Origin of the sequence: Ensifer sp. SL37, assembly GCF_026672675.1 — a bacterium.
GTDB classification, from domain to species: Bacteria; Pseudomonadota; Alphaproteobacteria; order Rhizobiales; family Rhizobiaceae; genus Ensifer; species Ensifer adhaerens.
On record NZ_JAPPRN010000006.1, the window covers coordinates 1,413,214 to 1,420,000 of the forward strand.

3 protein-coding genes, 1 tRNA gene and 2 rRNA genes are annotated in these 6,787 nt (G+C 57.8%); 1 reads left to right on the forward strand and 5 read right to left on the reverse strand.

What is annotated here, in order from left to right:
* Window positions 1–19: 19 nt before the first annotated feature.
* Both OVA00_RS19060 and OVA00_RS19065 read right to left on the reverse strand, forming a co-directional pair.
* Window positions 20–1,432: a coniferyl aldehyde dehydrogenase gene (locus OVA00_RS19060; RefSeq protein ID WP_442780569.1), complete on the reverse strand. Its 1,413-nt coding sequence runs from the start codon at window positions 1,430–1,432 to the stop codon at window positions 20–22.
* Window positions 1,422–2,129: a lysoplasmalogenase gene (locus OVA00_RS19065; protein WP_268089463.1), complete on the reverse strand. Its 708-nt coding sequence runs from the start codon at window positions 2,127–2,129 to the stop codon at window positions 1,422–1,424. Before OVA00_RS19065 ends, OVA00_RS19060 begins: the two co-directional genes overlap by 11 nt.
* A 203-nt stretch (window positions 2,130–2,332) precedes the next feature.
* On the opposite strand from OVA00_RS19065, the gene OVA00_RS19070 reads away from it, so the two are divergent.
* A complete protein-coding gene (locus tag OVA00_RS19070; protein ID WP_268089464.1) occupies window positions 2,333–3,064 on the forward strand; it encodes an alpha/beta fold hydrolase in 732 nt (243 codons plus the stop codon).
* A gap of 78 nt (window positions 3,065–3,142) precedes the next feature.
* On the opposite strand, the gene OVA00_RS19075 is transcribed toward OVA00_RS19070, so the two are convergent.
* The 3 genes from OVA00_RS19075 to OVA00_RS19085 form a co-directional block, all read right to left on the reverse strand.
* Window positions 3,143–3,219 (reverse strand) — tRNA-Met (locus OVA00_RS19075).
* A gap of 224 nt (window positions 3,220–3,443) precedes the next feature.
* A 5S ribosomal RNA gene (gene rrf / locus OVA00_RS19080) occupies window positions 3,444–3,558 on the reverse strand.
* Between the two features lie 144 nt (window positions 3,559–3,702).
* Window positions 3,703–6,499: ribosomal RNA gene (locus OVA00_RS19085) — 23S ribosomal RNA — on the reverse strand.
* Window positions 6,500–6,787 lie beyond the last annotated feature (288 nt).

Below are 6,787 nucleotides of genomic sequence, written 5' to 3' on the forward strand. Positions count from 1 at the left end.
TTGCAGATTTTTTGGCGAATTATCGCGACAGGAAGCGGATGACCCAGTCGGCGATGCCCCGATAGGGCGGTTTCACCAGGTCGCTCGGCGCCGGATCGAGTTTCCTCAGCATCGGCATCGCCTTGGAGAAGGTCAGGAACCCGTCGCGCCCGTGATAGTGGCCCATGCCGCTGGCGCCGACGCCGCCGAAGGGCAGGTCGTTGCAGCCGAACTGGTAGAGCGTGTCGTTGACGCAGACCCCGCCGGCGACGATACGCGACAGGACGGCCTCGATTTCAACGTTATCGCGACTGAAGCAATAAAGTGCCAACGGGCGGTCGCGATCGCGCACATAGGCGATGGCTTCGTCGATGGAAGCGTAACTGACGATGGGAAGGATGGGCCCAAAAATCTCCTCGCCCATGACGGCGCTGTGGTGGTCCGGATCAAGCACGAGCGTCGGCAGCAGGACGCGTTCCCGCGCTATCGTGTCTGCTGCCCCTTCGAGAAGGGAAACCACCGGATGACCGCGCGCCTCGGCATCCGCAATGAGCCGCTTCAGGCGCTCGTACTGGGCGTCGTTGATGATCGACGTGTAATCGTCGAGACCACGCTTCGACCGATAGCGCGCCACAGCCTCCCGTTTGAGCTGCTCCACGAAAGCATCCCGCCTGCTCTCATGGATCAGCACATAGTCGGGCGCGATACAGGTCTGCCCGGCGTTGAAGAACTTTCCGGTCGCGACGCGCGCAGCAGCCTTGGCGAGGTCTGCGGCTTCGCCGACGATCGCCGGTGATTTGCCGCCGAGTTCCAGCGTGACAGGTGTCAGGTTCTGCGCGGCCGCCGCCATCACCTTGCGGCCGACGGCGGTCGAGCCGGTGAAGAACAAGTGATCGAAGGGAAGGGCGGAGAAGGCTGCCGAAAGCTCGGCGGCCCCCAGGGCAACAGCCACCCGTGTCTCGGGAAAGACTTCGGCAAGCAGCGAGCGAAGGAATTCCGCGGTGCGCGGCGTGTGTTCGGACGGCTTCAGGTACACGTGGTTACCGGCCGCGATCGCCGCCACCAAGGGAGCAAGCGCCAGGTTGACCGGGTAGTTCCACGGCGAAATGATACCGATGACACCGAGCGGCACGAAGCGCACTTCGGCCTTCGCCGGCCATAGCTTCCAACCGGCCTTGCGTCGTTCCGGCCGAACCCAGTGTTTGAGCTTCGCCAGCGTGTGGTCGATCTCCGAGAGTACGACACCCCCTTCGCCAAGCAACGTCTCATGCCGGGCGCGATGACCAAAATCCTCTTCGATCGCCTCGCACATCTCCTCCATGCGGGCGCGCAGGCGATCCCTGAGTCGGCTCAGGTCCGCACGGCGTTGTTCGACGGACGGCCGGTTGTCGCGCCAGGTCGTGCGTAGCCCGTCGAAAGTGGCATGGAGACCTGCGGGGTTGTCAGTGGCTATGGTCATCGGTCGAGCGGGCAAAGAACCATTGGGCTGCGTAGTAGGTGCCAAGCACCCAGAGCGCGTTGAAGGGGATCGCGAAGCGGAAGCGGCCATAGGCGAGTATGCTGTCACTGATCAGGAACAACAGGCCGCCATAGGCGGCGAGCCGTGCCGCCGTTGCCCGGGGCGTTCCCGAAAGCTGTCGGGCGCGGGAAATGGCCTGAGCCGCCATTGCTCCAAGCGCCAGGGCGTAGATGATGACGGGAATGCGCATTTCGTCAGGAAGCGAGGTCCAGAGCCCACCGACAACGGCGAGCGCAACGAGGGCAAAGGCCGCGAAGATGCCTTTGCTTTCGGCAAACTTGGCATCACGGGTGAGTGCGTAAATATAGGTGCAATGGGTCAGCAGAAAGCAAACGAGGCCTGCCAGGAAATAATCACCCGGCAGCATAAGAAAGACATCGCCGGCTGCCGCGAAGACGAGACCGATAGCAACGGCCCAGGCATAGGCGCTGGGTGTTTCAGAGATCGTTCGCAACACCACGACGAGAATCAGCAGCGTTGCTGTCGGCTTCGTCAGATAATGCAGCCAGCGCCAGGCAGAATCGTCGGGGGCGGCAAGCAGGCTGCCGAGGATCGCCAAAGCGGCGCAGACGAAAAAGAGCACGTGGACGGCCCGGCTTCGGTGAACGTCCAAGGTTCCCTGATAACTCATGTCGCGCCACTCCCGCCCTAAGGCCGCGTTTCGACTCTGTTCCGGTCACGGCGATAGTTTCTATTTTTGCGCGATTGTCCAGCGGGGGCATATCGAGCAACACTACACTCCTGACGGACTATTGCGGACATCGCTCCGCTGGTGAACCGTCCGAAGCGCGGCAGGATTGCCCTTTCGCCGGGGGCTGGCTCATAGTGCGTTCCATGATCGCCCATTCCGCCAACGGGCCGCAGCCAAGATCGGCCCCCGAACTCTTGCTGATGCACGCATTGCCGCTTGACGGTTCCATGTGGGCGGAGCAGATGCATCTGCTGCCAGGCGCAACCCATGCCCCGACCCTCTATTCTTCGGGAGAGACGATTGACGCCTGGGCGCGGGCCGCACTCGAACCGCTGAAGGGCGACAATATCATCGTGGTCGGCTGTTCCGTCGGCGGATCATGCGCGCTAGAGGTCGCGACCATCGCACCGCAACGGGTCTCGGCGCTGGTGCTGATCGGCACGAAGGCCAGGCATCATCCCGATCCGACTTTCCATGCCTCTGCGCTCAGGCTGATTGACGAGGAAAGCCCGGAAGCTGCCTGGTACTCCTATTGGGCGCCGCTGTTTTCCCGCACCGCCAGCACGGCAACGGTCGACCGGGCGAAGGAAATGGCGTTACGATCCTCGGCGGCGGAGATAGCAAGGGGCGTTACCGTGTTTCATACGCGGCCGAGCCGGGATCACTGCCTCTCGACGTTTCCAGGGCCGATCACGATCGTGTCCGGAGCGGACGACGTCGCTCCGGGGCCTAGCGCGAGCGCCTTGCAGGCCGCAGCCGCGATCGATGGCCGTTTGCACGTCCTCCCGGCTTGCGGCCATTATGTCCCACTGGAGCGTGCGTTTGCGCTGAATGCCATCCTGATGGACGTGATCGGCTCTTTGGCCCTTGCCTGAGCTTGCAACTTGCGCCTGTGCGCGCCGTTTAAACGTCAAAAAGCCCGCCGGATTTCTCCATGCGGGCTTTTTTTGATTTGGTTGCGGGGGCAGGATTTGAACCTGCGGCCTTCAGGTTATGAGCCTGACGAGCTACCGGGCTGCTCCACCCCGCGCCAAGCGTAAATCCCGATGGGATTTATCGCGGTAACGTAAATCCCGAAGGGATTTATGGTCTGTGCCGAGCAAATTGCGAAGCGATTTGTCTCGTGTAAGGGACGCACTGATGACTTCAGTCTAGCAAAACAAAAGGGCCGCTTGAGGGCGGCCCGTGTTTCGGCTGGGCCGAGGCATGAAGAGAAGGTGATCTTTGTTTTCCGGATTTTCTTGCGCTTTGCAGACCTGGCAGCGACCTACTCTCCCGCGTCTTAAGACGAAGTACCATCGGCGCTGGGGCGTTTCACGGCCGTGTTCGGAATGGGAACGGGTGCAGCCACCCCGCCAGAACCACCAGGTCGGCAAAGCGCAAGATTTGCGTCTAGCGGACGCAAACCGGATGAGAAGCTGGTGAGGTCGGCGTAAACCGCTTGCGGTTTATCGCCTTCACTCGTTTTGTTTTGAACACGTCGCTCATCTGAAGATGAGCATGAGCAATGGGAACGATCAAGCCAATCGAACGATTAGTACTGGTAAGCTTCATGCGTTGCCGCACTTCCACACCCAGCCTATCAACGTGGTCGTCTTCCACGGTTCTCAAGGGAATACTCGTTTTCAGGTTGGTTTCCCGCTTAGATGCCTTCAGCGGTTATCCATTCCATATATAGCTACCCTGCTATGCCCTTGGCAGGACAACAGGTCCACCAGAGATATGTCCATCCCGGTCCTCTCGTACTAGGGACAGATCCTGTCAATATTCCTACACCCACGGCAGATAGGGACCGAACTGTCTCACGACGTTCTGAACCCAGCTCACGTACCGCTTTAATTGGCGAACAGCCAAACCCTTGGGACCTGCTCCAGCCCCAGGATGCGATGAGCCGACATCGAGGTGCCAAACAACCCCGTCGATATGGACTCTTGGGGGTCATCAGCCTGTTATCCCCGGCGTACCTTTTATCCGTTGAGCGATGGCCCTTCCACGCGGGACCACCGGATCACTATGACCGACTTTCGTCTCTGCTCGACTTGTCAGTCTCGCAGTCAGGCGGGCTTATGCCATTGCACTCGACGACCGATTTCCGACCGGTCTGAGCCCACCATCGCGCGCCTCCGTTACTCTTTCGGAGGCGACCGCCCCAGTCAAACTACCCACCATACACTGTCCCGGATCCGGATAACGGACCGCGGTTAGACATCCATGACGATAAGGGTGGTATTTCAAGGATGGCTCCACAAGAACTGGCGTCCCTGCTTCAAAGCCTACCACCTATCCTACACATGCCGACACGAATGCCAGTGTAAAGCTATAGTAAAGGTGCACGGGGTCTTTCCGTCTGACCGCAGGAACCCCGCATCTTCACGGGGAATTCAATTTCACTGAGTCTATGCTGGAGACAGCGGGGAAGTCGTTACGCCATTCGTGCAGGTCGGAACTTACCCGACAAGGAATTTCGCTACCTTAGGACCGTTATAGTTACGTACCGCCGTTTACTGGGGCTTCGATTCAGAGCTTGCACCCCTCCTCTTAACCTTCCAGCACCGGGCAGGCGTCAGACCCTATACGTCGTCTTGCGACTTCGCAGAGCCCTGTGTTTTTGATAAACAGTCGCTACCCCCTGGTCTGTGCCACCCCAACAGACTTGCGTCCCTTGGGGTCACGCTTCTTCCGAAGTTACGCGTGCAATTTGCCGAGTTCCTTCAGCATAGTTCTCTCAAGCGCCTTGGTATACTCTACCTGACCACCTGTGTCGGTTTCGGGTACGGTCTATACGGTGGAGCTATTTCCTGGAACCGCGTCCCCGCCCACACAATCCAATAAGTGTGAACAAGTTAAGCGATCCGTCACTACCACCAGGCCCACGAATATTAACGTGGTTCCCATCGACTACGCGTGTCCGCCTCGTCTTAGGGGCCGGCTAACCCTGCTCAGATTAACTTTAAGCAGGAACCCTTGGTCTTTCGGCGAGAGGGTCTCTCACCCTCTTTATCGTTACTCATGTCAACATTCGCACTTCCGATACCTCCAGGACCCCTCACGGGTATCCCTTCACAGGCTTACGGAACGCTCCGCTACCACACGTCTTGCGACGTATCCTCAGCTTCGGTGCATGGCTTTAGCCCCGTTACATTTTCGGCGCAAAGACCCTTATTTAGACCAGTGAGCTGTTACGCTTTCTTTAAATGATGGCTGCTTCTAAGCCAACATCCTGGTTGTTTTGGGATCCTCACATCCTTTCCCACTTAGCCATGACTTGGGGACCTTAGCTGGAGGTCAGGGTTGTTGCCCTTTTCACGACGGACGTTAGCACCCGCCGTGTGTCTGCCGACTAGTACTCCTCGGTATTCGGAGTTTGGTTAGGATCAGTAAGACGGTGAGTCCCCATAGCCCATCCAGTGCTCTACCCCCGAGGGTATTCGGTCGACGCACTACCTAAATAGTTTTCGCGGAGAACCAGCTATTTCCGAGTTTGATTGGCCTTTCACCCCTAACCACAAGTCATCCCAATCTATTGCAACAGATGCGGGTTCGGTCCTCCAGTTGGTGTTACCCAACCTTCAACCTGCTCATGGCTAGATCACTCGGTTTCGGGTCTAATGCGACGAACTGAACGCCCTGTTCAGACTCGCTTTCGCTGCGCCTTCACCTATCGGCTTAAGCTTGCTCGTCACACTAAGTCGTTGACCCATTATACAAAAGGTACGCTGTCACCCTTGCGGGCTCCAACTGTTTGTAGGCATCCGGTTTCAGGTTCTATTTCACTCCCCTTGTCGGGGTGCTTTTCACCTTTCCCTCACGGTACTTGTTCGCTATCGGTCATGCACGAGTACTTAGGCTTGGAGAGTGGTCTCCCCATGTTCAGACAGGATTTCACGTGTCCCGCCTTACTCAAGGACAATGAGTGTTCTACGTGTAAGGGGCTATCACCCTCTACGGCCGACCTTTCCATGTCGTTCCACTTTATTCCTCATTGCCACTGGCCTGGTCCGCGTTCGCTCGCCACTACTTGCGGAGTCTCGGTTGATGTCCTTTCCTGCAGGTACTTAGATGTTTCAGTTCCCTGCGTTCGCTTCTTACCCCTATGTATTCAGGATAAGATACCTTTAAACAATGCTTGGAAACCTAAGCCGTACTTGCGCACGACTTAAATTTTCCAAGCATTTAAGGTGGGTTCCCCCATTCGGAGATCCATGGATCAAAGCTTATTCGCAGCTCCCCACGGCTTATCGCAGCGTATCACGTCCTTCATCGCCTGTGCATGCCAAGGCATCCACCAAATGCCCTTTTGACACTTGATCGTTCTCATTGCCAATGCTCATCCTTAGCCGCCTTCCCGAAGGGAAGCGGCAACTCGGTTACCTTTTACAACCGAGCCAATCAGATGCCATCGACGTGTTCGACAGGCCTGCTTTATTGGAACCACGCCGAGCGGTTCACTTGCAGCCTGTCTTAAGACCAGCTTCTCGAGATCTGTCCGGTGATGCGCGGTCAGGCAACACCAATCCAGCATGAACACCAGAAGGGCACTCACAAGTGAGCACCCAAACAATGATCATGCCTCAAGGACAAGGCTTCCTTCCTACCTC

Coding starts and splice junctions, on each gene's coding strand:
- OVA00_RS19070 (WP_268089464.1), top strand. CDS start 2,333: ATGATCGCCCATTCCGCCAACGGGCCGCAGCCAAGATCGGCCCCCGAA.
- OVA00_RS19065 (WP_268089463.1), bottom strand. CDS start 2,129: ATGAGTTATCAGGGAACCTTGGACGTTCACCGAAGCCGGGCCGTCCAC.